22 protein-coding genes and 1 riboswitch are annotated in these 23516 nt (G+C 43.7%); of the genes, 12 read left to right on the top strand and 10 right to left on the bottom strand.

Annotated elements, in window-relative coordinates:
• Window position 1: 1 nt before the first annotated feature.
• From PYW33_RS07225 to PYW33_RS07215, 3 genes are all read right to left on the bottom strand, one after another.
• A complete protein-coding gene (locus PYW33_RS07225) occupies window positions 2-652 on the bottom strand; it encodes an urea amidolyase associated protein UAAP2 (protein WP_004647022.1) in 651 nt (216 codons plus the stop codon).
• A gap of 11 nt (window positions 653-663) precedes the next feature.
• The gene (locus PYW33_RS07220; protein ID WP_004647023.1) at window positions 664-1401 is read right to left on the bottom strand and encodes an urea amidolyase associated protein UAAP1; all 738 of its coding nucleotides are present in this window, start codon (window positions 1399-1401) and stop codon (window positions 664-666) included.
• A 29-nt stretch (window positions 1402-1430) separates the two neighbouring features.
• Window positions 1431-1544: riboswitch (guanidine-I (ykkC/yxkD leader) on the bottom strand.
• A 207-nt stretch (window positions 1545-1751) separates the two neighbouring features.
• Window positions 1752-2645, bottom strand: coding sequence for a LysR family transcriptional regulator (locus tag PYW33_RS07215; protein ID WP_004647024.1), 894 nt, complete (start codon window positions 2643-2645; stop codon window positions 1752-1754).
• Window positions 2646-2937: 292 nt separating this feature from the next.
• Here PYW33_RS07215 and PYW33_RS07210 point away from each other — a divergent pair, with 292 nt between their 5' ends.
• Complete coding sequence (locus PYW33_RS07210) at window positions 2938-3648, top strand: HAD family hydrolase (RefSeq protein WP_004647026.1); 711 nt, start codon at window positions 2938-2940, stop codon at window positions 3646-3648.
• 81 nt (window positions 3649-3729) lie between these two features.
• Here PYW33_RS07210 and PYW33_RS07205 read toward each other — a convergent pair whose 3' ends face one another.
• The 4 genes from PYW33_RS07205 to PYW33_RS07190 form a co-directional block, all read right to left on the bottom strand.
• A complete protein-coding gene (locus PYW33_RS07205) occupies window positions 3730-4080 on the bottom strand; it encodes a hypothetical protein (protein WP_004280391.1) in 351 nt (116 codons plus the stop codon).
• Between the two features lie 258 nt (window positions 4081-4338).
• Entirely contained in the window at window positions 4339-5505 is a 1167-nt protein-coding gene (locus tag PYW33_RS07200; RefSeq protein ID WP_004647028.1) for a fatty acid desaturase family protein, read from the bottom strand.
• 42 nt (window positions 5506-5547) lie between these two features.
• Window positions 5548-6570 carry a flavin reductase family protein gene (locus PYW33_RS07195; protein ID WP_016807072.1) on the bottom strand — a complete coding sequence of 341 codons (1023 nt, stop codon included), beginning with the start codon at window positions 6568-6570 and terminating at the stop codon, window positions 5548-5550.
• Window positions 6571-6868: 298 nt separating this feature from the next.
• On the bottom strand, window positions 6869-8506 hold the full coding sequence (locus tag PYW33_RS07190; RefSeq protein ID WP_004647030.1) for a long-chain-fatty-acid--CoA ligase: 1638 nt from the start codon (window positions 8504-8506) through the stop codon (window positions 6869-6871).
• A 379-nt stretch (window positions 8507-8885) separates the two neighbouring features.
• On the opposite strand from PYW33_RS07190, the gene PYW33_RS07185 reads away from it, so the two are divergent.
• Window positions 8886-10307 (top strand): aminotransferase-like domain-containing protein, encoded by a 1422-nt coding sequence (locus PYW33_RS07185; protein ID WP_004647031.1) that lies wholly within the window; start codon window positions 8886-8888, stop codon window positions 10305-10307.
• 49 nt (window positions 10308-10356) lie between these two features.
• Here PYW33_RS07185 and PYW33_RS07180 read toward each other — a convergent pair whose 3' ends face one another.
• The 3 genes from PYW33_RS07180 to PYW33_RS07170 form a co-directional block, all read right to left on the bottom strand.
• Window positions 10357-11706 (bottom strand): DcaP family trimeric outer membrane transporter, encoded by a 1350-nt coding sequence (locus PYW33_RS07180; protein ID WP_004647032.1) that lies wholly within the window; start codon window positions 11704-11706, stop codon window positions 10357-10359.
• 108 nt (window positions 11707-11814) lie between these two features.
• Window positions 11815-13188 (bottom strand): MFS transporter, encoded by a 1374-nt coding sequence (locus PYW33_RS07175; protein ID WP_004647033.1) that lies wholly within the window; start codon window positions 13186-13188, stop codon window positions 11815-11817.
• A gap of 231 nt (window positions 13189-13419) precedes the next feature.
• Window positions 13420-14331 (bottom strand): LysR family transcriptional regulator, encoded by a 912-nt coding sequence (locus tag PYW33_RS07170; RefSeq protein WP_004647034.1) that lies wholly within the window; start codon window positions 14329-14331, stop codon window positions 13420-13422.
• A gap of 115 nt (window positions 14332-14446) precedes the next feature.
• Here PYW33_RS07170 and PYW33_RS07165 point away from each other — a divergent pair, with 115 nt between their 5' ends.
• The 10 genes from PYW33_RS07165 to PYW33_RS07120 all read left to right on the top strand — a co-directional run bounded on the left by PYW33_RS07165 (window position 14447) and on the right by PYW33_RS07120 (window position 23457).
• Entirely contained in the window at window positions 14447-15556 is a 1110-nt protein-coding gene (locus PYW33_RS07165) for a muconate/chloromuconate family cycloisomerase (protein WP_004647035.1), read from the top strand.
• Between the two features lie 13 nt (window positions 15557-15569).
• A complete protein-coding gene (catC, locus tag PYW33_RS07160) occupies window positions 15570-15860 on the top strand; it encodes a muconolactone Delta-isomerase (protein ID WP_004647036.1) in 291 nt (96 codons plus the stop codon).
• A 154-nt stretch (window positions 15861-16014) separates the two neighbouring features.
• Complete coding sequence (gene catA, locus PYW33_RS07155; protein WP_004647038.1) at window positions 16015-16935, top strand: catechol 1,2-dioxygenase; 921 nt, start codon at window positions 16015-16017, stop codon at window positions 16933-16935.
• Window positions 16936-17006: 71 nt separating this feature from the next.
• Window positions 17007-18395, top strand: coding sequence for a benzoate 1,2-dioxygenase large subunit (gene benA, locus PYW33_RS07150; protein ID WP_004647039.1), 1389 nt, complete (start codon window positions 17007-17009; stop codon window positions 18393-18395).
• Entirely contained in the window at window positions 18392-18883 is a 492-nt protein-coding gene (benB, locus tag PYW33_RS07145; RefSeq protein ID WP_004647040.1) for a benzoate 1,2-dioxygenase small subunit, read from the top strand. Before benA ends, benB begins: the two co-directional genes overlap by 4 nt.
• A gap of 90 nt (window positions 18884-18973) precedes the next feature.
• On the top strand, window positions 18974-19990 hold the full coding sequence (gene benC, locus PYW33_RS07140; protein WP_004647041.1) for a benzoate 1,2-dioxygenase electron transfer component BenC: 1017 nt from the start codon (window positions 18974-18976) through the stop codon (window positions 19988-19990).
• 17 nt (window positions 19991-20007) lie between these two features.
• The gene (gene benD / locus PYW33_RS07135; RefSeq protein WP_004647042.1) at window positions 20008-20793 is read left to right on the top strand and encodes a benzoate diol dehydrogenase BenD; all 786 of its coding nucleotides are present in this window, start codon (window positions 20008-20010) and stop codon (window positions 20791-20793) included.
• A 58-nt stretch (window positions 20794-20851) separates the two neighbouring features.
• Window positions 20852-22072 (top strand): benzoate/H(+) symporter BenE, encoded by a 1221-nt coding sequence (benE, locus tag PYW33_RS07130; RefSeq protein ID WP_004647043.1) that lies wholly within the window; start codon window positions 20852-20854, stop codon window positions 22070-22072.
• 37 nt (window positions 22073-22109) lie between these two features.
• Complete coding sequence (locus PYW33_RS07125) at window positions 22110-22781, top strand: 3-oxoacid CoA-transferase subunit A (protein WP_004647044.1); 672 nt, start codon at window positions 22110-22112, stop codon at window positions 22779-22781.
• Between the two features lie 19 nt (window positions 22782-22800).
• The gene (locus PYW33_RS07120) at window positions 22801-23457 is read left to right on the top strand and encodes a 3-oxoacid CoA-transferase subunit B (RefSeq protein ID WP_004647046.1); all 657 of its coding nucleotides are present in this window, start codon (window positions 22801-22803) and stop codon (window positions 23455-23457) included.
• Window positions 23458-23516: the final 59 nt, after the last annotated feature.

Below are 23516 nucleotides of genomic sequence, written 5' to 3'. Positions count from 1 at the left end.
CTTATACCTCGCCTTCACGGACAATCAGTTGAATTTTTGTTGGGTTATAGGCATTACATGGGTTATTCAGTTGTGGGCAGTTTGAGATCAACACAATCAAATCCATCTCAGCTTTAATTTCCACATATTTGCCCGGTGCAGAAATCCCATCATCAAATTTCAGGTGACCATCTGAAGTTACAGGTACATTCATAAAAAAATTAATATTTGGACCGATATGGCGCACATTCAGACCATGCTTTTTCGCAATCGGATGTTGTGACAATGCAATCATGAAATTGTTACGGCAACTGTGCATTGGATATTTATCATGCGCATAACGGACTGTGTTACTTTCACATGAACATGCACCGCCTAAAGTATCGTGGCGACCGCAGTTGTCATCATGAATACTCACAATTTTATTGCCAAAGTTGGTATATAAAGTCGTACCTTTTTCTAGATAAATTTGACGGTTCATCGCCAAAGTATCGGTTGCGCTATAACGCTCTTCAGGGTTATGTGCGGAAATAAACAAAGTATCCACCGCTTGATTACCTTCAAGATCAACAATACGGAAATACTGGCCTTTTTTGACTTCACACATCCATGCTTCACCGGCAGGACAAACTTCGCTAAGTACTGATTTTTCTAGATTTACGAGTGCAGTCATGATCATTCCCCTTAAGCAGTTAAAGCGTAGTAGCGGTTATTATTTTGAAACGCACGCTGATTTTGCGGGCATGAGTCACGGCAGACATCGGTGTCGCCTAAAGGCAGTGCTTTAAAGAGTGAGAGCTGAATATCGGCTGGTGCATATTCATTAGAATTGTCGAGTGCATGTGGTGCGCTGGATAAAAACACCAAACAATCCATTTCAAAGCGTAGTTCAATCACTTGATCGGTATTATCAGATACGACATAAGACAAGTTGCCGTTGTCATCCGGTGCAACTTTTGAAAATAGGTTTAAGGTATTACTCAGATCCGTCGCAGATAAACCAAATTTGGTCATCTCTAAAAGTAGGCTGTCTTTAGCATTGCGGTACATGTCGTTGCGGGCATCCTGGAAGGTCTTCGTACCAAACTGTGCTCCAATTTGCGGTGCGGTACTTGGCGCACAAAAGGCATCATTCCAACCGTGGTCATCTTTGACAATCGAGATCATCGCACGTCCTAAATCAGACGCTAAAATATGCCCTGTACTTAAAAATGCCGTGTGTTGTGCTTTTAAGCTGTCTGGCATGTTATAGGCTTCAAGCTTGTCTTCGCTATTTACACAAAACAGTGAAACATTGGCATTCGCGCCTAAAGATTTGAGTTGTAAAACTGCGCCACGCTGAATGCGTGCTGACCAGTGGTGTCCACCCGGTAAACGTTCAGTCCAGAGGACTTGATCTTCGTGATAAGTTATTGTGCTCATTTGCATCCATCCCAATCTTTTTACGGTTTACCTCCCGGGCTTTTATCCCTCCGTGTAGCTTGGGTTTGAACAAACCTAGCCGTGAACTCTCGGTCGCAGACCTACATGAATGTTCATGTATCGGAACCCTAGATCACTTTATGATGATGTAGATAGATGCAAAGGACGTGCCAAACTGGTAATACTATTTTTTATATTCGTAATACTTTTTTTTGAGATGGAACTGATTACTTCAGGTGCAAGGCTCTGAAAAAGGCATCAAGATGTACCAAAATAAAAAAATCCCGGCTTGTACCGGGAATTGTAAAATCTAGAGATGAGAACTCAATCAAACTATTTAAGCGGTAGAGTTATTTACTTAAAATCTCATGCAGCATATTACGTAACCATTGATGACTGGTTTTATGATGACAAGACATATGCCAATACTGCTTTACGGAATAGGTCGGGAAAGCAATCGGTGCCTCAAAAATCTTGAGATTGCCACGTGATAACAGGACTTCACTCAAATAATAAGGCACGGTCGCAATCGCATCGGTTTCCTGTACCACCAGTCCTACCCCGAGATAACTTGGCAGACGCATTAGAATGTCACGCTTGAGTTCCAGATTCAGCAATTCATTTTCAATATGGTAATGCCCCATCCCGGCATCAATATCAATATGGGTTTCACGTAAATACTCTTCTGTCGTGATGCTGTCACCGGTCAGGCGCGGATGGTCTTTCGCCGCGATCACCACATAATATTGCTCAAACAGTTTCTGCTGATAAAAGCCATTCTCCAGATTTGGCAAGAAGCCCAAAGCCAGATCAATCTCACCATTGGCCATTTGATAACTGGTTTCCGAGGTAATCGGACGCACATTCAGACGGATATGGGATGCATGCTGTTTCAAATACTGGGAAATTTTCGGCAATAACACCAGATGCGATACATCGGTCATCGCCAATGTAAAGCGCTGCTGTGAAGTGACCTGATCAAAATTGATCGTAAAATTATTGATTGCTTCAACTTTGCTCAGTGCTTCGCTGACCAAGGGAAAGAGCTGTTTGGACAGGTCTGTCGGCAGCATTTCATTGCCAATACGTAAAAATAAAGGATCACCATAATGCTGGCGAATTTTATTCAGCAGATTGCTCACCGCAGGCTGGCTCATATCTAAATGATCGGCTGCCTGGGATACGTTTTTAAATTTATAGACATAATAAAAAATACTGAGCAATTTACAGTCAAGTTCAAACACAGAAATACATTTCCTTTAACTTTCTCCTCATTCGGACAGGTCTTTCATCCGCATAAGTCTATTGAGGGTCAGATTAAAATATAACACTTCGCAACTATGTTCAGGATTAAACTCGCTGTAATTTTCCGAAAAAAATACTTTTGCCAGATGAATAAATCCATTAAAAAGTACCTCAACAAGTACCTCAACGCAAAATTTCCAGCCCGGTTTGCTCAGGTCAGTTAAACATTTAAATCGTATGCGATATACTCAGCCACACCCAATAAATGGTAAAAATACAGAGAAATCTTATATGTTTCAGGATAAAAAGCTGGTCTGTTTTGATCTGGATGGTACGTTGATTGATTCTGTAGGCATCTGGAATCAGGTCGATGCAGCCCTGATTGATGAGCTCTCCAACAGAAAAGTCGATTTACATGAGATTCAGCAACAGCGCGATCTTCAACTTACCGCCTTGAGACATAGACCAGATCCTTATCTGGAATATTGTGGATTTTTAAAAGAACAATACGATTTTGAACCAGTTAAAGAAGAAGTAAAAAATCGTCGTTATACAATTTCCCGACATTTTCTGGATCATATCGTCGAGTTAAAACCTCAGGCAGACCTCCTGATTCAGGCTTTAAAACAGCAACAGATATCTCTGGCTTTGACCACCACCACCAGTTTATTCAATGTACAGCGCTATCAGGATAACAATCGAAATATTAATTCTAAAATCAGCTTTGAGGATGATTTTGCCTTGATTCTCACACGTGAAAATGTCCAGAACATTAAGCCGCATCCCGAAGTTTATCTGAATGTTTTGCAAGCCTTTAACCTTCGACCTGAGGAATGTCTAATTATTGAAGACTCTCTAGTCGGTGTAGAAGCAGCAAATCATGCGGGCATCGAGGTAGTGGCAATTTATGACCAGCACTCCGCTCATGAAATAGATTTGATCAAAGCCAAAGCAAATTATTATGTCGAAGATTTTGCTGAATTATTAAGTTTCGTTCCATAAAGCATTCCTAAAAAAAGATGTCATGCTCTGTCCTTTCACATGACATCTTTGATTTTATCTTGTGCGTAAAATTCTCGCTGACTATTTGGCTTTTTTATAGATTGAGCCTGAACCGACCAGATTTCCGGTTTTCTCATCGATTGCGAAATCGACCATACCTGCACCTGCATTCAACTGAAGCATGCCATTTTCGTTCACTGCAGCGGGCATTGGATTCTTTTTCTCGGTTTTACCGGTTTCCTTATCTTTGATCGTATTGGTAATCAGATAATTTTCACCATTTTTAGAAATAACCAGAATATTTTCAAGTTTTGGATTTTCCACGGTGTTTTTCCAATTGCCCTGATAATCTGGTGCTGGCGCTTCAGTGGTGTTACAAGCAGTTAAAAGCACTAATAATGGGATTGCTGAAAAATATTTAAGATGTTTCAAAACTGAGACCTTGAGTGTAACGACGCGGCCATTATAGAGAGAAGCCTTTAGAGCTGAAGCAGGTTGTTGTAGGCAAAGCGTTTCAGCAGTACTGGATCTGTTTTGCTTTCGTCATTTTTTGAAATCTGTATCCATATTTTATTCATAACAGGATTATTCTAATGATATTAAATCTGATAAAACTTAAAAAAAATTCCTCAATAGACCATCCAAATCTATTGAGGAGTACCAAAATGGTGAATAAGTAAAGCTTAAAAATTATGACAATAGTTTCGCTTTAAAGTAGTTGAATACAGATTTGGCAGCATGGGTTTTTTCAACCACCTGCTCAGTCCAGTGATTCGGTAGAGAACATTTAGCCAGACCTACCCACACTGTAGAAAACTGTTTCATGAAGCTGGCTTCGTTATAGTGAATACCATATTCTGCACAGAGCGCTTTGATTTTTGGCGCAACCTGCGCATAGCGATTGGCGGGCATGTCCGGGAATAGATGATGCTCAATCTGATGACTCAAATTACCACTCAAGATATGTAGCCAAGTTGTTCCACTAAAATTGCTCGAACCGCGAATCTGGCGTAAATACCACTCGGCACGGGTTTCATTGTCGGTATTGTCCATTTCAAAGGTTTCAGCATCTTCAGTGAAATGACCGTTAAAAATGACGGCAGAAGCCCATAGACTGCGAATCACATTGGCCACCGCATTTCCGGTAAATACCGGAATGGCATTTGGCCCGGCAATGATCGGAAAAAATACATAATCTTTTAACACCTGACGGCGCATTTTTTGGCGCAAAGGTGCTGCCTCTTCCCAGACTTCTTTCCAGGTCTTTGTTTTATAAGCAATCACATCTTCCAGATGCAGGCGTTGCAAGCCAACATACCATTCGAAAAATACCATTAACTGAATGCCCAGTGGAATATTAAACAGAAAGCGTGGTTCCCACTTTTGCGATTCACTGACCCGAATCAGACCATAACCGACATCATGATCCATTCCGACGATATTGGTATAGGTATGATGAATATAGTTGTGCGTATATTTCCAGTCATCGCCGGTTGAAATCGTATCCCAATCATAGGTCGCACCGTTCAGACTCGGATCGTTCATCCAGTCGAACTGGCCATGCATGACATTGTGACCGAGTTCCATATTTTCCACGATTTTGGAAAGACCGAGCAGACCTGTCCCCGCCAGCCATACCGGTGGCAACCAACCGGCAAACATCAGCATGCCGCGTGAGGCAATTTCGCTATAGCGGACAAAGTTGCGGATTTTATAAATATATTCGGCGTCTTTTTCCCCCAGATCATCCATGACCTCGCGGCGGATCGCATCGACTTTGGCACCGAATTCCTCAATCTGTTCAGGACTAAGAAATTGGCTTTTGCTATGTCGTTTAAAATCAATTTGCATATTCATGGGAGCACCTTCTTATAGTTTAATTAATGGCTTATCAATAGTTTATAAATTAATCACCACAGGACTCACTGCCTGAGAAATGCACAGTTTGATCTGGGTATTATTACCATGATCAATTTCACCGGTCAGGACATTTCGTACCGAACCACTGACCTTGGTACAGGAACAGGTATTGCAGATACCCATTCGGCAGCCATGCGCTGGTCTCAAGCCGGATTTTTCGGCACTTTCCAGTAAGTTGGACTGGGCTTGAAATTCCTGCTGCGATCTTAAAAACCGTACCGGCTGTGCTTTAATTTTTTCATCGACCACAATCTGGAAATATTCCGAATGAAAATTGGATTTCAATTCCAGTTTATCAACGATGCGAAGTGCGGCCTTCATCATCCCGGCGGAGCCACAAGCATAAATTTTTCGTTCTGCAAAGTCTGGCACCAGCTCTTGCAATAAGCTCTGCGTCAGATGCTGCTGGTGTTCCACGGTATTGAAATGGTGATATTTCAAGTTTGGATGCATAAGAGCCAATGTTTTCAGTTCAGCATGAAAGGCATCATCTCGAGTGAAATAAATCAGGTCGATCTGTTCCAGAGACTGAATGACTGCTTTTTGCAGCAAGGAGTAAATGGCGGTAATACCACTACCTGAAGCCAGGAATAAAATCGGCTGGGTGGATTTTTGCAATGTGAACTCACCTTGGGGCTGAGATATTTCAACCACCGCACCAATTTGCATCAGACTTAAGGCACGTGACACTTTACCCTGCTGTTTAACCGCAATGATCAGATCACCATTTTTCAATACCGTCACCACAGAATAATGTCGCTGATGTCGTATGCCATCGAGTCTAACAGTCACTGCAATATTCTGGCCGGCCTGAAATGACTTGGCTTTAAAATTATGATTTGGACGTAAGTGAATTTTGAAAAAGTCAGGGCTGATGGCTTGAATGCCCATAACGGCAGCCTTAACTTTTTTGATTGCCCAAGTTGGATGGATTTTTTCACCAATAAAATCAATGAAATCTTCCCGGATCCAATGCGGCTGATAGGTTGGCATGCTTGTCATTTTTATCCCCTTATCCGCAGACAGTTTCATTAATGTACAACTGTCTAATTATTATATTGCTCAGGATAAAGAATTCTCACATTCAGACCATGTCAATACAGGTCAAATTATGTGCCTAAGCCATATAATATGACTTTTTGTCGGACAATATCATCTAAAAGTATCGATCAAGACTATATGGATTGAGAAAAAGCATTTTTAAACAGACAACGCTGCTTAGCCTGTACATAAAAAAACTGACCTCTATTCGAGATCAGTTTTTTGACTTCATGTAGGGATTTTCAGATTAAATGACGCTTTAACCTGCTGCCTGCTCCAAAAGAATAGTCCCATATAATTCACGCAGATCTTTTTTCAGCATTTTACCAGTACCACTGAGTGGAATCGCATCAACAAATACGACTCGGTCTGGAATCTGCCATTTGGCTACCTTGTCCGCATAATAATCCAGCAGATCAGTTTCACTTAGCTGGCTGTCCGGCTTTTTAATGGCAATCAATACCGGGCGCTCATCCCATTTAGGATGCTGGGCGGCAATCACGGCAGCCATCGCAATTTCCGGATGTCCCATGGCAATATTTTCCAGCTCCACCGATGAAATCCATTCTCCGCCAGACTTGATTAGATCTTTAGAACGGTCACTGAGTTTCATAAAGCCATCCTGATCCAGCGTAGCAATATCGCCGGTATCAAACCAGCCGTCAGCAGTCAGTGCAGACTCTTCTTTGCCGAAATAATGGCTGATGACCCAATGCCCTTTCACTTGTAAATTTCCTGTGGTCTGTCCATCACGTTCAATTTCATGCATCCCTTTTTCTGCATCAGTCAAACGTAGGTCAACCCCGAATGGTGGACGACCTTGGGATAGACGAATCTGTAATTTTTCTTCATCAGACAGATGCAAATGTTTGGTCTTGAGCTGATTCGCTGTACCCAATGGACTGATTTCCGTCATGCCCCAGGCATGGATCGTTTCACAATTAAACTGTTCTTTGAACGCTCTTAGCATCGCCGGTGGGCATGCCGATCCACCCACTACATTTCGTTTTAGGCTTTCCAATTTGGAACCTGACTGGTTTGCGGCGGCAATCAACCCCTGCCAGATGGTTGGTACACCAAGTGCTACCGAAACCTGATAAGTATCAATCAGGTTGACTAGACTGGCACCATCCAGACCCGGTCCAGGAAGAACCAAAGTGCATCCGACCATTGCAGCGGCATACGGAGTGCCCCACGCATTTACATGGAACATCGGCACCACAGGCAACATAATGTCGGCAGCCGAGACATTTAAGGAGTCAGGTAAAATGATGGCATAGCTATGTAATACCGTAGATCGATGGCTAAATAGCACACCTTTGGGATTTCCCGTGGTTCCTGATGTATAACACAGAGAGCTTGCCGAGTTTTCATCAAGTGTTGGCCACTCAAATTCTGCATTTTGGCCGGCAATCAGATCATCATAAAATTGTACTTCTGGAATCGCTTCTCTAACTGCCGGATCAGCTGCATCCAGACAGATAAAATGCTCGACCGAGGTCAACAGCGCTTTCACGGCTTTAATTAAAGGGACAAATGTTTTATCGAACAGCACCACGCGATCCGCAGCATCATTAATAATAAAAATGAGCTGTTCCGGAAATAAGCGCGGGTTAATCGTATGACAGACCAGGCCGCTGCCAGAAATGGCATACCAAGACTCTAAATGGCGATGATTATTCCAGGCAATGGTCGCGACCCGATCTCCCTGCGCCAAGCCGAGTTGTTGTAATGCATTGGCAAAACATTTCGAGTTTTGATGAATTTCTCCCCAATTGGTCACTGTAATACTGGTATCGGTATTTTTGGAAATTACCTCGGTATCGGCATGATAGCGTCCTGCATGTTCAATCATGCTGCTGATCAGTAAAGGCTGAAACATCATATTTCCGAGCATTCTCCACTCCTTTGTGCTTGTTATTGGTCCGTATTTTCGTATCGTTGTAATAGTTGCATGATGGCTCGATCTGAAACCTTAACTTACTTTTTATCATCATGTGGATCGAATTTAGCAAGGAAATCTAACTTTGTAAGTATCGAATTGTGACAAATTAAGCCAAGTGACTGAGGCGTATAAAAATGGGAATACAATTTAGGTATAGATAAAATTTCCCCAGAAAATCTGAGACCTGGTTTTCACTTTAATTGTCGTACATCAAGACTCAAGCTTAAAAAATAGAATGACAATAATCCTATTCCTCCCTTTTGTTATATTAAACACCTTAAAATATGCTATAAATCAAAATAATTAGAACAGTTTTAGTTCAAGAAAGTGTATGTATAAGTCTGAAAAACTGGCACAGAATATTCGTCAGATGATTGAAAACGGCATATGGAAGGTACATGAAAAATTGCCTTCACTTCGCGAACAGACCCAATTATCTGGTTATAGCCTGATGACGGTACTCAATGCTTACCAGGAACTTGAAGCACAAGGTCTGGTCTATGCCAAAGACAAATCGGGCTATTACGTTGCAGAACACACTCAAGCGCTGCTCAATAGCAAACAGTCCGCCCAGATTGGTTTAAATCCTAAAATTCAAATCAATTCGGTGGTATTTAATTATTTAAAATCGACTCAGTCAGCAGAGATTGTGCCTTTTGGTTCTGCCTTTCCCAATGCAGAACTGTTATATAACGCCAAATTTATGCAGATTCTGGCGCAGCAGGCCAAAAGAAAAAGCAGTTATAACAACCAGAATCATATGCCGCCCGGCAATCAGAACTTGCGGCAACTGATTGCTAACCGTTATCAATTACAAGGAGTTACCTGCAATCAAGATGACATTGTCATTACATCCGGCGCACTAGAAGCACTGAATCTGTCTTTACAGGCCTTAACCCAACCCGGTGATTTTATTCTGCTACAGCAAACCATATTTTATGGTGCCTGGCAGGCAGCCGAGCGTCTGGGATTACAGGTGATTACGATTCCGGAACATCCACAGTTTGGCTTTGATCTGGAATCATTTGAACAGGCTTTAAAACAGTATCCGATCAAGGTGTGCTGGCTGATGCTGAATGCCCATAATCCGATTGGCTTTACCGTCAGTTCTGAAATCAAACAAAGAATTGCGGAACTCTTGTATGAATATCAGGTGTATTTAATCGAAGATGATGTTTATCAGGAATTAAATTATGGTTCATCCAAACCGCTACCCGTTAAATATTTTGATCGGCATCAGATGGTTTTGCACTGCGCCTCATTTTCGAAAACGCTGGGGATGGGTGCACGCGTCGGTTGGGTGTATGCCGGCCCATTTTCCGATGCCATTCAGCACTTACAGCTCATGAGCACTTTAACGGTCAGTCCCTTACTTCAAAATGCGCTGGTCGAATTTATTTCACATCATTATTATGAAAAACATTTGCGGCATTTAAGGCAGCATCTGGAAAAATATAAAAAGAAATTTTATCAGGAACTCAAAGCGCGTTTGGGAAGCATCTGTGAAATTTACTATTATTCCAGTGGTTATTTTCTCTGGATTGAGTTGCCTAAAGAAGTCGATGCCCAGCAGCTCTATGAACAATTACTTCAACAACATATTTCAATTGCCCCTGCACTGCTGTTTAAGCCTGAGCCTGCAAGCCAACATTATATTCGCCTGAATTGTTCGTTTGAATGGACAGCCCAGATTGAAGATGCAGTCAATCTGCTGGCAGAAACCATTCTTCAAAATAGCAAAAGCGCGGATTAATTCATCCACGCTTCTGTTACAGATCAGACTATCTTATGCAAAAGAAGTCTTAGAAGTTGTAAATAGCCACCGCATTAATACGGTTATCTTCACCTTTAGTGCTGCCATTCGTGGCTGCACCTAATGCCTCACGTTCACCATATACATATTCCAGACCGAAACTTAAAGGCTTGGTTGGGCTATAGAACACGTTAGCCCAAGCTTGCCATAAGTCTTTATTAGCCTTGGTCGCATTAGATTGTGTCGCATCCGCAGGAGTTGAGGCGATTAGTGCATTAACATAGTCTTGATCATTACTAAAATTCATATAGCCATAACCCAATGTACCGCGCAATTTGTCATTAAACTGCTGGGTTAGGCCAACTGAAATTGAATCAAATTCGCTTTGTAATAAATCGCCATTTGCAGCGGTAATCACACCCGTATTTGCATAAGACACAAAGCTGCTATCGCCTTTAACATGGTAATAGTCAGCTTTGAGCGTTGTACCCGGAACAACATCATACTTGGCACCAAGCCCTACACCCCATGCGGTTTTTTCATCTTCATTGACACGTTTTTCATTCCCCATCGCACGGGCACTGACTGTAAGATTATCAGCAAATTTATGATTTAAACGTGCTGTTAAAGCAGGTAGACGCTGTTTAATACCAGTAATGGTTGCATCTTTAGGATCTTCTACTGCAAATACCAGATTGGTTTCAGGACTGATTGTGCTGGTATAACGAACTTGTGGCGTCCGTTTAATTGAACCGCCAGCGTAAACCAATGCATCTACAGTTTCCGGAATATAATCTGGCACTGCAAAGTTCGACCAGGTTTGACCGATCAACCAGTTGGCATAGCTGATATAAGCATGACGGATACGCAAGTTATCAAAGCTTGCGCCGCCCAGAAAATCCACTTCAACTTTACCGCTTAAAGCTTTATCTCCAGCACCGACTGGTGCTTTAAAATCCATGCCTAAACGGGTTGCAGCCAGAGTAGATTTAAATTCATCACTACGCTCACCGACACCTTCTAAAGGTACAGCGTTAATCTGGTTATACATACGTGCTGCTGAACCACCTTCAGCCTGATAAGAGGCATCGGCACGAATATTTCCATAAAGATTAAATTCGGCACCACTGGCAATTTTCATGACAGGTTTGCTTGCTGGGGCGGGTGTTGCTGCAACATGTGCTGTGACCACGGCCGTCTGTCTTTGCTGTTGCTCAACCAGTGCGCGTAAGGCCTGAACTTCTTGGCGAAGTTGTTCAATTTCCTGCTGATTCGACTGAGCTATGGTTTGTGCTTGAGTCGACAAGCTGATGCCCCCTAAACTCATTGCCATCATGCTCATCAGAACTGTGCGTTTGAATGTGATTGTTGGTTGATTAAATAATTGTGTCGTGTTCATCCTAAACTCGCTTTTTATTATGCGTTTCGATTCTAGCAACAGATCACCACCCGTTACGATGGCGATCTATATCATTGGGAATATTATCTTTATTGATTGAAATCTAACTTAATGTGTCACTTCTTTTGCCAATGGATTCGGCTTCACATCAGGTGTTGCAAGGGCTTGGCCATCTACGGAAGTTTTTAAGTTCACCAGGAAAATTGCCAGCGCAGCGATTACGCCAGGAATCGCAATTGCAAAGAAGTTCATTTGATGCGGTAAATTCATGGTTAATAAAGCACCAGTGAGTACCGGCCCAACAATTGCACCAATACGTCCAATACCTGATGCCCAGCCCATACCGGTAGAACGTACCGTCGATGGATAATACTGCGCCACAAAAGTATAGAGCAGAATTTGTGAGCCAATCGTTGCAGCGCCTGCTACAGTAATCAAGGTATACAACACGAATTGTGGACTGTTAAAACCAAGCAGAATCAATGCAATGGCACCACATAAGAACATAATGGTCAGCACTTTTTTGATATGGAATTTATCTGCGAGATATCCACCACCAATTGCACCTACCATTCCACCAATATTCAGGGCGAACAGGAAGATCATACTTGCACCCAGCGAGTAACCTGCCTGAATCATCAGTTTTGGCAACCAGCTACCCAATGCGTAGACCATCAACAGGCACATAAAGAATGCCAGCCAGAACATAAAGGTACTGAAGCTACGGCCTTGTTGAAAGAGTGCTTTTAATGGCGCCTCATCCCCTTTTTGTACTTCATTCAGTACAAATTGGGTGTCACTGGTGATGACCTGTGTTGGAGAGATCTTTTGAATAATATCGTGTGCTTGAGCCGTCTGTTGTTTGTTGGTCAAGTACATCAGGGATTCTGGCAGATATTTCCATAGAATCGGCAAGATGAGCAATGGAACGCCTGCAAGCAGGAACATGATTTTCCAGCCAAATTGTGGCACCAACCATGCACCCAATAGTGCAGAAGTCATCCCGCCAATGGCATAACCACTAAACATCAGGGCAACCAATGTACTGCGGATGCGTTTAGGCGCATATTCGGTCATCAATGCCACGACGTTAGGCATGACACCGCCAATTCCAAGGCCAGCCAGGAAACGTAAAATCCCGAATTCGACTGGTGATGTAGCAAAGGCACCGATAAAGGTAAATCCACTGAAAATAGCCACACAGATCATGATGGTTTTTTTACGGCCGAGTTTATCGGATAAAGTACCGAAACTCATGGCACCGAACATCATCCCGAATAAGGCAGTACTGGCCAGCATTCCCGCTTGCACTGCACTTAACGACCATTCTTGCATCAGTAGCGGCAATGCCACCCCATAGATGACCAGGTCATAACCGTCAAAGATAATGATCAGCAAACACCAGATCAAAACACCCCAATGAAAGGGTGTGAATTTTGCTTCATCAATCAGCGTATTTATATTCACTTTATTTGTAGACATCTCCACCTCCTAATTGTGAAGTTCAACTTATGCTGCTCACAATGCAGAAAATAGGAAAAAATGTCTAAAACTGAATAGGCATGGCTTTATACCTATAAGGTCTGGGTCAAAATTAAACTATTCAATTAATTAATAAATATATTATTCAATCATGATGTTTTTAAAAACAGCTTGTTTTTATCGCATCCTCATCGGTTTTTAGTGCTATATCATTCACACGATTTTTAGCGATTAAAATACCGATCGATCGTATTTTAGAGCTTCAAGATCATAGACTTGATACACAGCATCAAACAGGTAACGGATGTATTCACTTTCATCCATATTGCGCATGGCCATAAAGACAGGGCTCACCGCAAAAGCATCTGCTAGAGGTACAAAGTTGAGATGGGCCAATTTAATGTTTTGTGCGCTTTCCGGTACGATGCAGACGCCTTCTCCGGCAGCGACAAAGCCCAGTGCCAGCTGTAACTCACGGACAATCCGGATATTTTTCGGCTCCAGACCATACTCGGAAAATATGCCACGCACCTGGGTAGAGAAATTTGCCTTTCCAGTATTCGGATATAAGAACAGATGCTGATCGACCAGTTCAGATAAATGTATATCTTCACGATGAGCCAGTACATGACTTGAATGAGCCGCCACCACTAGGCGTTCTTCACGTAATAACACGCGTTTTATCGCAGGATCCGAGATTCTTAAACGGCCGAAACCGACATCAATTCTTCCTTCTTTCAGCGCCTGAATCTGTTCATAGGTATTCATTTCCATCATCTCGATTTTGAGATAAGGATGCTGCTGCTTAAATAAAAATAAAATCCGTGACAGCAAACCAAACAATAAAGAGCCAACAAAACCGATGGTTATGGTGCGATCAGCAATTCCAATCCGTTTGGTCATCGATTTTATTTCTTCAGCATTAGACAAAAGTTTAACAGCATGCTGATAGAAAAATTGACCGGCTTCGGTGGTTTTTAACGGGCGGCTACCACGCTCAAATAGCTGAATATCGAGCTCTTGCTCTAAATTTTGGATCTGTCGGCTCAAAGGTGGTTGAGCAATAAACAGTTTTTCTGCCGCTTTGGTAAAACTTTGTTCTTCGACGACGGCAACGAAGTAACGTAAATGTCTGAGTTCCATGGCTCTGAATACCTTTAAAGTATAAAAAAATGCTAAATCGATCTTAGACCAATCAACATTATTCTTTTAAGGTATATCAAGTCAAAGCATTAAAGCAAGAATGTGAACCCGTATTATGTATAAGTCAGTTGAAACCTTGCTGGTAGAAATTCCAACCATTCGCCCTCACAAGATGGCAGTGGCGACGATGCAAACCCAGACCCTGGTATTGGTCAAAATCACCACTGAAGATGGTTACATCGGTTGGGGTGAAGCAACAACTATCGGTGGCTTAGGTTATGGTGATGAAAGCCCGGAAAGCGTAAAAGTAAATATTGAAACTTATTTTGCGCCTCTTTTAAAAACATTATCCGGTTTAAATGTTGCACAGACATTACAAGCAATCAAAAAGAATATTAATGGTAACCGTTTTGCTAAATGTGCGATTCAGACTGCACTTTTAGACATTCAGGCACAACGTTTAGGTTTGCCATTAAGCGAAGTCCTCGGTGGCCGCTTACGTGACAGTATTCCAGTTCTTTGGGTATTGGCTTCTGGCAATACCGAAAAAGATATTGCTGAAGCAGAGAAAATGGTTGCGGCAAAACGCCACAACATTTTCAAACTGAAAATCGGTTCTCGTCCGGTAGAAGAAGATGTTGAACATGTGCTGGCAATTAAGAAAGCCTTAGGCAAAGACGTTTCGATCCGTGTCGATGTGAACCGTGCCTGGTCAGAACTGGAAGCGATTAAAGGCATCCAGTTATTGCAAGATGGCGGTGTTGATCTGATCGAACAGCCATGTGCAATTGATAACCTGGACGCTATGCGCCGTCTGACCCGACGTTTTGATGTTGCCATCATGGCAGACGAATCGTTAATGGGCCCGCACTCAGCGTATGAGATTGCCAAACAAAACGGTTCTTCTGTATTTGCAGTCAAAGTTGCCCAGTCGGGTGGCCTGATTGAAGGTTGCGAAGTAGGCAAGATTGCCAAACTTGCAGGTATTGATCTGTATGGCGGCACCATGCTGGAAGGCCCGGTGGGCACGATTGCTTCGGCACATGTGTTCTCTACTTTTGAAAGTCTGGCGTTCGGTACCGAGCTGTTTGGTCCTCTACTGCTGACTGAAGATATTTTGAAAACCCCACTCAACTATCAAAACTTTGAACTTGAGATTCCGAAAGGACCAGGTCTGGGGATTGAGTTGGATGAAAACAAGATTGACAACTTGCGTCGTCAGTAATTAGGAGAAACCCATGCTTTTCCACGTACGTATGGATGTAAACATTCCACGTGATCTGCCAGTTGAACAGGCAAACGAAATTAAGGCTGTTGAAAAGGCTTATTCACAGGAATTGCAGCGTCAAGGCAAATGGCGTCATATCTGGCGCATCACGGGCCAGTACTCAAACATCAGTATTTTTGATGTTGAAAGCAATGAAGAGTTGCACAACCTGTTACAAGGCTTGCCTCTCTATCCTTATATGAACATTGAAGTAATGGCATTAAACCGTCACCCATCTTCAGTTCGAGATGACGACAGTTGATTGAATGAGCGGATTGGGAGTCACCGGATTCCCCTTCCAAATCGAAAACAGAGGGTACCTCAACAAGGATTGTGGCCAGCCAGATTTAGCCAGCCAATGAAAGCTAAAAAAGTGCGCCACTAAAAGATGAAAGACATACTTTAGGAGCAATAGTATGAATCGCCAAGAAATTGATGCATTAGTTAAGCAAATGAACGTTGATACAGCGACAGGTCCTGTAGATGAACGTGTACAACAAGTTGTTGTGCGTTTATTGGGTGACCTTTTCCAGGCTATCGAAGATCTTGATATTTCCCAATCAGAACTGTGGAAAGGCCTGGAATACTTTACTGATGCCGGTCAAGCGAACGAAGTAGGTTTATTGGCTGCAGGTTTGGGTCTGGAGCATTACCTAGATTTACGTGCTGATGAAGCGGATGCTAAAGCAGGCATTACTGGCGGTACGCCACGTACGATTGAAGGTCCACTTTATGTAGCTGGCGCACCTGAAAATGTAAGCTTTGCACGTATGGATGATGGTTCTGAAGAAGGCAAAATCCCGACGCTGATCATTGAAGGTACAGTGACTGATACTGATGGCAACCGTGTTGAAGGTGCCAAAGTTGAAATCTGGCATGCGAACAGCCTGGGCAACTACTCATTCTTTGACAAGTCACAGTCTGACTTTAACTTGCGTCGCAGCATCATTACCGCTGCCGATGGTCAATATACTGCATTGACGACAATGCCAGTGGGTTATGGCTGCCCTCCAGAAGGTACAACTCAGTTTGTACTGGACAAATTAGGCCGTCACGGTAACCGTCCATCACACGTACATTACTTCGTATCTGCACCGGGTTACCGAAAGCTGACTACTCAATTCAACATTGAAGGCGACCAATACCTGTGGGATGACTTTGCATTCGCGACTCGTGAAGGTTTGGTTGCAACTGCGGTTGACGTGACTGATGAAGCTGAAATTACAAAACGTGGTCTGAACGGTCCTTTCAAACACATTCAATTTGATATTGAACTTGTGAAAGAGAAACAAGACGCGCCTTCTACTGAAGTTGATCGTCGCCGCGCTAGCGCTTAATACATTAAGAAGCGGGATATGACTTGAGATATATCCCGCTGACTTCCCCCTTGGAAAGTCGGAGAAAGGACATGCCTCGTATTCCCGTAATTAACACCAGCCATTTAGACCGCATTGACGAATTACTGGTTGATGATTATGAATCTGGTGAATTTAAACTACACCGTTCAGTATTTACAGACCAGGCCCTGTTTGACCTTGAGATGAAATACATCTTTGAAGGCAACTGGGTTTATCTAGCACATGAAAGCCAGATTCCAAACAATAACGACTTCTATACTACCTATATGGGTCGTCAGCCGATCATCATTGCACGTAACCGTCAAGGTGAACTGAATGCCATGATCAATGCCTGTTCGCATCGCGGTGCACAATTGTGCCGCAACAAGAAAGGCAATAAAGCGACTTATACTTGCCCATTCCATGGCTGGACGTTTAATAACTCAGGTAAGTTATTAAAAGTCAAAGATCCGGCTGAAGCGGGTTATTCAGACTGCTTTAACAAAGACGGTTCACATGACCTGAAAAAGGTTGCCCGTTTTGAAAACTATAAAGGTTTCCTGTTCGGTAGCTTGAATCCGGATGTTCCTTCTCTGGAAGAATACCTGGGTGAAGCGACTAAAATCATTGACATGATCGTGGATCAGTCTGAGCAAGGTCTGGAAGTTTTACGTGGTTCTTCGACTTATACCTATGAAGGTAACTGGAAGTTGACTGCTGAAAACGGTGCTGATGGTTATCACGTGTCTGCTGTACACTGGAATTATGCTGCAACGACTCAGCAACGTAAAGAAAAAGAAGCTGGCGACAACATCCGTGCCATGAGCGCAGGTGCATGGGGCAAACAAGGCGGTGGTTCTTACGGCTTTGAACACGGTCACATGCTGCTTTGGACTCAATGGGCTAACCCGGAAGACCGTCCTAACTTTGCCAAGAAAGATGAATACACTGCGCAATATGGCGAAGCTATGGCGAAGTGGATGATCGAACGTTCACGTAACCTGTGTATCTATCCAAACGTTTACTTCATGGATCAGTTCGGTTCACAAATCCGTGTCCTACGCCCGATTTCTGTCGATAAGACTGAAGTGACGATTTACTGTATCGCGCCTGTGGGTGAAGAGCCTGAAGCGCGTACCCGTCGTATCCGTCAGTATGAAGATTTCTTTAACGCTTCAGGTATGGCGACACCAGACGATCTTGAAGAGTTCCGTGCTTGTCAGGCAGGTTATGCCGGTATCGCGCTGGAATGGAACGACATGTGCCGTGGTTCTAAACACTGGATTCAAGGTCCGGATGATGCTGCCAATGAAATCGGTTTAAAACCAAAACTGTCTGGTATTAAAACTGAAGACGAAGGCCTATACCTGTCTCAGCACCAGTACTGGTTAGAATTGATCAAAAAAGGTATTGCGACTGAGAAAGAAATTGCAGCATCAACTGAAGGAGAAAACGCATGAGCGACATCACTTTAGAAAATATTGCTCAGTTCCTGTATCAAGAAGCTCGCTTTTTAGATGATGAACAATGGGATGACTGGTTAACTTGTTATGCCCCTACTGCATCTTTCTGGATGCCAGCTTGGGATGATGATGACAAACTGACCACAGATCCACAGTCTGAAATCTCGTTGATTTACTATCCAGACCGTCAAGGTTTAGAAGACCGCGTGTTCCGGATCAAGACTGAACGTTCATCTGCAACTATGCCGGACACACGTACCTGCCATAACATCAGCAATATTGAAATTGTTGAACGTGATGGCGACAAAGTGACTGTACGTTTTAACTGGAATACTTTGAGCTTCCGTTACAAAACAAGTTACAGCTACTTCGGTATGTCTCGTTATGAAATTGATTTCTCAGGCGATAAACCACAAATTTTAAGCAAATACGTGGTACTGAAAAACGATTACATCAACCAGGTTATCGACATTTATCACCTCTAAGACTGTTTAAACAGCCAGGTTATGCCTTTCGGTCAGATGGAAAATTGGCTGAAAGGCTCAGTTACAAAGATTTATATAGGATATTCAGCCATGTCAAACCACAATGTTGCACTTCAATTTGAAGATGGCGTTACACGTTTTATTTCTGTTTCAGATGGTGAAACACTGTCAGATGCAGCCTACCGTCAAAAGATCAATATTCCTTTGGACTGCCGTGATGGTGCTTGTGGAACGTGTCGTGCGTTTTGTGAATCAGGTTCTTATGACATGCCTGAAGAAACTTATATTGAAGATGCTTTAACACCTGAAGAAGCCGCTGAAGGCTTTATTCTGGCTTGTCAGTGTAAACCAACTTCAGATGCAGTGTTCCAGATTCAGGCATCTTCAGAAGTCTGCAAAACTGAAATTCATGAATTCCAGGGTACTTTGGCTCGTGTCGAAAACCTGTCTGACTCGACTATTACTTTTGACATCCAGTTAGATGAAGGTCAACCGGACATTCACTTCCTTGCTGGTCAATATGTCAATGTAGGAATTCCGGGCACGACCGAAACCCGTTCATATTCATTCAGCTCAAAACCGAGTGACCGTTTAACCGGCTTTGTGGTACGTAACGTACCGAACGGTAAAATGAGTGAGTTCTTGAGTGTCAATGCCAAAGCTGGTGACAAAATGACTTTCACCGGTCCATTTGGTAGCTTCTACCTGCGCCCTGTGACCCGTCCAGTATTGATGCTGGCTGGTGGTACAGGTATTGCACCATTCATGTCGATGCTGCAAGTGCTGGAAGAAAAAAATTCAGAACATCCAGTGCGTTTAGTATTTGGTGTGACCAATGATTTCGACTTGGTAGCGATTGAAAAACTGAACGAACTGCAAGAAAAATTCCCGTGGTTCGAATACCGTACAGTGGTTGCTAACCCTGAATCTGCCCATGAGCGTAAAGGTTATGTAACCGGTCATATCGAAAACGAATGGCTAAATGGTGGTGATGTAGAGGTCTACCTGTGTGGCCCTGTACCAATGGTAGAAGCAGTTCGCGGCTGGCTAGATGCTGAAGGCGTAAAACCTGCAAGCTTCCTGTTTGAAAAATTCTCTGCCAACTAATAGAGGGAATTTGTTCAATGTCTAATCGTCAAAGATTTGAAAATAAAGTCGTAATCGTGACCGGTGCCGCTCAAGGCATTGGTCGCGGTGTCGCGCTGCAAGTGGCGAACGAAGGCGCTCAAGTCGTCATGGCTGACCTTTCCCCTTATGTGGAAGAAGTTCTGGCTGAAATTGAAGCGACTGGCGGTGATGCGATTACCGTCAAAGCCAATCTGGAAACGTTTGCTGGTGCTCAATCAGTCGTTGAAAAAGCCCTTGAGACTTATGGCCGTGTCGATGCGCTAATCAACAACGTCGGTGGCGCGATCTGGATGAAACCTTTCGAGGAGTTTTCTGAAGAGGAAATTATCAAGGAAGTGAACCGTTCATTGTTCCCGACACTGTGGTGCTGCCGCGCAGTTCTTCCGGAAATGATTAAAAATCAGAAAGGTACCATTGTAAACGTATCTTCTATTGCGACACGCGGCATTAACCGTGTGCCATATTCAGCATCCAAAGGTGGTGTGAACGGCCTGACCGCTTCCCTTGCATTTGAACATGCCAAAGACGGCATCCGTGTCAATGCAATCGCGACGGGTGGTACAGAAGCACCGCCACGTAAAGTACCGCGCAATGCCAATCCACTGACTGAGTCTGAAAAACAATGGATGCAGCAAGTGGTTGATCAGACCATTGACCGTACTTTCATGGGACGCTACGGTACGATTCAGGAGCAAGTGAATGCAATTGTATTCTTGGCTTCGGATGAATCATCTTATATGACAGGTACAGTAGTACCGGTCGGTGGTGGTGATCAGGGCTAATCCTGATCATCACGATTTTTAACAGGCTCATGGTTCGACGCAAGGAGGCACATCACCAATGAACACCCTGTTTCAGACATTAAAAAATGATTGGTCCATTTCAGCCACTGTTGCAGGATTTTTAGCAGTCCTGATCTCCTATTCGGGGCCACTGATCATTTTTTTCCAGGCGGCTCAGCAGGCCCAAGTTTCCCCGGACATGATGATTTCATGGATTTGGGGAATTTCTATTGGTGCTGCGCTCGCAGGTATCTTTTTATCAATTAAATACAAAATACCTGTCGTCACCGCCTGGTCTGCGCCCGGAACGGCTTTATTAGTCACGCTGTTTCCCGATATTTCACTCAATGAAGCGGTTGCTGCCTATATCACCTCTGCTGTGGTGATTTTTTTCATTGGGATCACCGGTTATTTCGACAAGTTACTGTCCTGGATTCCTCAGGAAGTGGCTGCCGGGATGATGGCAGGGATTTTACTGCAGTTTGGTTTAGGGCTGTTCACCGCGACCGATACCATGCCCTATATCGTCTTTGGCATGCTGGCGGTATTTTTGCTGGCCAAGCGTTTTAGTCCACGCTATGCCATGGTCTGGGTGCTGATTGCCGGTGTGGTTTTAAGCATGCTGCTGGGCAAGATTAACCCGGTCACGGCAGATTTCAGTCTGGCGATTCCGCAATTTATTGCACCGGAATGGACCTGGAGTTCAACCCTGAATCTGGCCCTCCCGCTCATTCTGGTCAGCCTATCGGGCCAGTTTTTACCGGGAATGGCGATTATCAAACTCAGTGGTTATGACATGCCAGCCAAGCCGATTATCAGTGCAACCAGTATTGCCTCGCTTGCAGTGGCCTGTGTGGGGGGTATCACGATTGTCTTGGCCTCAATCACAGCTGCTTTGTGTTTAGGCAAAGACGCGCACGAGCTGAAAGAAAAGCGTTATATCGCCGGCGTGGCGAATGGGCTTTTTTATATTTTAGGCGGCTTATTTGCCGGCAGCATTGTCATGCTGTTTAGCCTAATGCCCAAAGAATTAATTGCGGCTTTGGCAGGACTGGCATTGCTCGGTGCGATTGCCACCAACATTTCCGTGGCCATGGGCAAAGAGTCACAACGTGATGCAGCGCTTATCACCTTTTTAGCGACTGCTTCCGGCATGCATTTCTTGGGACTGAGTTCAGTCTTTTGGGGAGTTTGCATTGGCCTGGTAGCACATTTTCTGCTGTCACAGAAAAACCGTAACGCAGTTCCGGTTACAGCATCAGATTCAAAACGAGTTTAAAGACATCCATCAGTTTAGGATATGTAAGGACCAGATTATGATAGATAAAAGTTCATTATCATTGAAAGAAGCACTCTCCCAGATCAAGGACGGTTCTACCATCATGATCGGTGGTTTCGGTACAGCGGGTCAGCCTGCTGAACTGATTGATGGTCTGATCGAATTGGGTATTAAAGACCTGATTATTGTCAACAACAATGCCGGTAATGGCGATTATGGTCTGGCGAAACTGCTTAAAGCTGGTGCTGTTCGCAAGATTATTTGTTCTTTCCCACGTCAGTCAGATTCCTGGGTATTTGACGAGCTTTACCGTGCTGGAAAAATTGAACTGGAACTGGTGCCGCAAGGTAATCTGGCTTGCCGTATTCAGGCAGCAGGTATGGGCTTAGGTCCAATCTATACCCCAACCGGTTTTGGTACCTTGCTGGCTGAAGGCAAACCAACCTTGAACTATGAAGGCAAAGATTTTGTCCTGGAAAATCCGATTAAAGCTGACTTTGCTTTAATTAAAGCTTCTAAAGGCGATCGTTGGGGCAATCTGGTCTACCGTAAATCTGCGCGTAACTTTGGCCCGATCATGGCGATGGCGGCTGATGTGACGATTGCTCAAGTTTCTGAAGTGGTTGAACTGGGTGCACTGGATCCGGAACACATCATCACCCCGGGAATTTTTGTTCAACACGTTGTTCAAGTTAAACCTGCACAATAATTGGCATCGGAGATAAATAATGAGCTATAGCAAACTGACCCGTGACCAGATCGCTGAACGTGTGGCACAAGACATTCCTGATGGTGCCTATGTAAACCTCGGTATTGGTTTACCGACCAAGATTTCAAGCTACCTGCCAAGCGATAAAGACATATTCCTGCATTCTGAAAATGGCCTGTTGGCTTTCGGTCCTCCTCCTGCTGAAGAAGACCGCGATCCTGAGCTGATCAATGCCGGTAAAGAATTCGTCACCCTACTTGAAGGCGGTTCATTCTTCCATCATGGTGATTCATTTGCCATGATGCGTGGCGGTCACTTAGATATCGCAGTATTGGGTGCTTTCCAGGTTGCTGAAAATGGCGATCTGGCCAACTGGCATACTGGCGCACCAGATGCAATTCCAGCGGTGGGCGGTGCCATGGATCTGGCTGTTGGCGCGAAGAAAGTCTTTATTACGACCGATCACGTGACCAAAAAAGGCGAGCCAAAAATTGTGGCTGAACTGTCTTATCCTGCGACTGGCCTGAAATGTGTGGATCGTATTTACACCGACCTGTGTGTGATTGATGTGACACCTGAAGGTATGAAAGTGATTGAGAAAGTTGAAGGTCTGTCATTTGAAGAATTGCAGTCAATGACCGGTGCCAAACTGATTGATGCGACTCAATCAAATTAAGGGGAAGTCCCTCCTTTATTAAAGGAGGGATTTAGGGAGGATTTGAGGAATAAAACTAC

Origin of the sequence: Acinetobacter lwoffii (genome assembly GCF_029024105.1) — a bacterium.
GTDB classification, from domain to species: domain Bacteria; phylum Pseudomonadota; class Gammaproteobacteria; order Pseudomonadales; family Moraxellaceae; genus Acinetobacter; species Acinetobacter lwoffii.
Note: the sequence above shows the minus strand (reverse complement) of the source record. Positions and strands in the feature narration are given on the sequence as shown.